The following is a 3,214-nucleotide window of genomic DNA, read 5'->3' on the forward strand; positions in this document are numbered from 1 at the left end:
GATGTCGGCCACGAGTCGGAGGGTATCCGCTGGGCGAAACGGGACGGAACCGTGTCCGTCCGATGAGACGAGACCGCCGCGCAATGGACTTGTGACTCACCCTGCCGGCTGGTCGTGGCCACTACCGGCCCAGCCGTCCTGCGCCATGACCGACCTCATGGCGCGCCGCCTCACCGGCGAGAACACCATCTCCATGCGCGACCCGACACCACCGACCAAACAAGAGATCCCGGGATGAAACACCGGGAAAAGCGGCCTCTCAGCGCGCAGTCTCCGGCAGGAGCTCCCCGGACACATCCGCCAGTACCTGTGGGGCGATCACTTCTGGTCCCCGTCCTACTTCGCCGCATCCTGCGGCGCCGCGCCACTGGAGATCATCAAGGAGTACACCGAGAACGAGCAGCGTCTTGACTGAGGTCAACGCCACAGACCCGTACGCCGGTGCGGGACACCCCTATCTTGCCAAGCGCTTCCTTCGAGGCGTGAACGCCCGGGGTTCCGCGCTAGATGAAGCTGAACGCGGTGAGCGGAGCGTGGCGACGACTGTGGTGTCCTCGCTTGCGCAAGAGCTGGTTTGCAGAAGAGCCGAGTCGAATGCGGTGCGAGCGGGGGATGAGGAAACGTTCAGGGGTTCCCTCGATGCCCGGATGTCCGCGTTGCAATTGCGGCAACACGGCTTAGATGAGGTGGCTCGACGTGTGCGAGAGTTCGTGACCCGGGGTGATAAGCGGCTGCCTCCCGTGCTGCGCCCGATTTGGTGCTCAGGCACCCCAGCCGACAGGGCCATGGCCGTAGGCCACACGACGGTCGGCGGCCCCGCGGCGGGACGGGTGGGGCCAGCGCCGTGATCCGCGTCGGGGACCTGGACCCCGGTCTGATCGCTGCATGCACCGGTGTGCGACCGGTGCTCCGCATGCACCCGTGTTCCGGCCGTGCTTGCGGCGATCAGCGGAGATGGCAGTGGACGAGAGTTTCAAACGGTGAGGTGGGACGTGGCGAAGACCGCGGTTGCCTCGGCTGCGCAGGAGGCCGAGCTGAACGCGATGCGAGTGCGGATCGAGGAGGTGCTCACGGCCTTCCTCGACGCCCGGGTGCCCGAGTGGGAACAGCCGCAGCACGGCATGGACGAACTGGCGTACTGCGTACGAGAGTTCGTGATGCGAGGAGGCAAGCGGCTGCGTCCTCTCCTGAGCATCCTGGGCTGGCAGGCGGTCCGGCCAGAGCGCGAGGTGCCCGCTCCGGTGCTGCGCGCAGCGGCCTCGCTGGAGCTGTTTCACGCCTTCGCGCTCATCCACGACGATGTCATGGACGACAGTGACCTGCGCCGCGGGCATCCCACTGTGCACCGGACCATGACCGTACGCCACGAGGCGGTCAGCTGCCTCGCGGCGAGGCGGGTGGGGGCCGGCGCCGCGATCCTCGCCGGAGATCTGGCTCTGGTGTGGTCGGACGAACTCCTGCACACCGCGGGACTGAAACCCGGGCAGCTGGCGGCTGTGTTCCCGCTGATCGACACCATGCGTACCGAGATCGTCCAGGGCCAGTACATCGACCTCACCACCACTGAGCGGCCCGGCACTAGCGTGGAGGTGGCGCTGCGGGTGGCGCGCTACAAGACGGCAAAGTACACCTTCGAGAGGCCCCTGCACGTGGGGGCGGCCCTGGCCGGAGCGGACGGCGAGCTACAGAGGGCGTTGAGCGCCTACGCCCTGCCGACCGGAGAGTCCTTCCAACTGCGTGATGACTTGCTCGGGGTCTTCGGAGACCCCCGGCGAACCGGCAAGTCGGTGCTGGAGGACCTGCGGGACGCCAAACCCACCGTGCTGCTGGCCATCGCGCGTGAACGCGCCAACTCACGCCAGCAAGCCCTTCTTGACCGTCAGGTCGGCCGACGCGCCCTCGACGAGGAGGGAGCCACTCGCGTGCGCCACGTCCTGCTCACGACAGGCGCCGTCGACTTGGTGGAGGCCATGATCACCGACCGTCACCGGCAGGCTCTCCAAGCGCTGGAAGCGGCGCCGATCACGCTGTCGGCCCGTACGGCGTTGCGCCACCTGGCCGACGCAGCACTGTGGCGCAACACCTGACCCAACCGACCGAACACCGCGGCCGGTCCCGACAGGCTGAGCCGGTGGCTATCCGGTAGGAGAGATTTCGTATGCCAGACCGATGCGACCCTCGCACCACGATCCCTTCCGCTCATGCGCCATGCGTTGCCGGCACTGCGCGCACCGCTGGATGCCGGGGCCGACTGGGCTCTGTGCGCTGCCCTGTTCCGCCTCCGTTCGGCCCCTCTGACGACGGCCGTCCGCTCGCCGGAGCTGACCCGAGAGGGGCGGTGTGACGATGACAGCTTCGACACGGACAGCCCGTTGTTCGACCAGATGCCGCGCTGTCCGAAGCACAGGGGGAGAGCCGCGGTGCAGGGCGGACGGACCTGCGTGGAGGGGGTGGGGGGTGATGCGGACCGTCGCGGGAACCGCGGATGAGGTGGTGGTGAGCGGGGCCGGGCTCGCCGGCCTTGCCACCGCCTTGCACTTGGCGGGGGCCGGGCGGTCGGCCACCGTGCTGGAACAGGTGCCGCGGCCCGGCGGAAAGGCGTAGGTGCTCGAGGTCGGGGCTACAGCTTCGATAAGGGGCCCACCGTGCTGACCATGCCCGAGCTGATCAGGCAAACCTTCGCCGCTGCGGCGCGGAGATGGATGAGTACCTGGAGCTTCTCCCGGTGGCGCCGGCGTACCGGGCTCACTACAGCGACGGCTCGACCCTTGATGCGCTCACCGATCCAGAAGCGATGGCCGCGGAGATCGCGCGTGTCTGCGGGCCACGTGAGGCCGCAGGGTACCGGCGTTTCGTCCAGTTTCTCCAGCAGCTGTACCACGTGGAGTTCCGGCACTACATCGACCGGAACATCGACGGGTCGCTGGATCTGCCCCTACCCCTGCTGGCCCGCCAGACGGCGCTGGGGGGCCTTCCGCAACGTGGAGGCCAAGGTCCGCCAGTACGTATCTGCGCGATTTGCGCGCCGTCCGGCTGTTCTCCTTCAAGTCCCTCTACGCCGGGGTGGCCCCGCACCAGGCCAGAGCGCTCTACTCGGTCATCTCCTACATGGACACGGTCGGAGACCACCGCGAGGTCGACGGGTTCGCCGATCGCGCTCAGGCTGGGTGCGGCGGTGCGTCCGAGCACCGTGCCGCCACGGCGGTTGACCAGG

The 3,214-nt window shown here is 68.3% G+C and carries 3 protein-coding genes and 3 pseudogenes; 5 read left to right on the forward strand and 1 reads right to left on the reverse strand.

The annotated features are described in order from the left end of the window. Positions 1-136 precede the first annotated feature (136 nt). The 4 genes and pseudogenes from AB0N17_RS45765 to AB0N17_RS45780 all read left to right on the forward strand — a co-directional run. Positions 137-238: pseudogene (locus AB0N17_RS45765) on the forward strand (IS5/IS1182 family transposase); the annotation flags it as partial. Between the two features lie 15 nt (positions 239-253). Beyond that, positions 254-415, forward strand: a pseudogene (locus tag AB0N17_RS45770) (transposase); the annotation flags it as partial. Between the two features lie 517 nt (positions 416-932). Beyond that, on the forward strand, positions 933-2,087 hold the full coding sequence (locus AB0N17_RS45775; RefSeq protein WP_366017601.1) for a polyprenyl synthetase family protein: 1,155 nt from the start codon (positions 933-935) through the stop codon (positions 2,085-2,087). 373 nt (positions 2,088-2,460) lie between these two features. Next, positions 2,461-2,604 carry an FAD-dependent oxidoreductase gene (locus AB0N17_RS45780; protein ID WP_366017602.1) on the forward strand — a complete coding sequence of 48 codons (144 nt, stop codon included), beginning with the start codon at positions 2,461-2,463 and terminating at the stop codon, positions 2,602-2,604. Positions 2,605-2,620: 16 nt separating this feature from the next. Here the strand turns inward: AB0N17_RS45780 and AB0N17_RS45785 are convergent, their stop codons facing one another. Beyond that, on the reverse strand, positions 2,621-2,881 hold the full coding sequence (locus AB0N17_RS45785) for a hypothetical protein (protein ID WP_366017603.1): 261 nt from the start codon (positions 2,879-2,881) through the stop codon (positions 2,621-2,623). Between the two features lie 137 nt (positions 2,882-3,018). Here AB0N17_RS45785 and AB0N17_RS45790 point away from each other — a divergent pair. After that, positions 3,019-3,214, forward strand: a pseudogene (locus tag AB0N17_RS45790) (phytoene desaturase); the annotation flags it as partial.

This window comes from Streptomyces sp. NPDC051133 (assembly GCF_040682635.1).
Classification (GTDB): domain Bacteria; phylum Actinomycetota; class Actinomycetes; order Streptomycetales; family Streptomycetaceae; genus Streptomyces.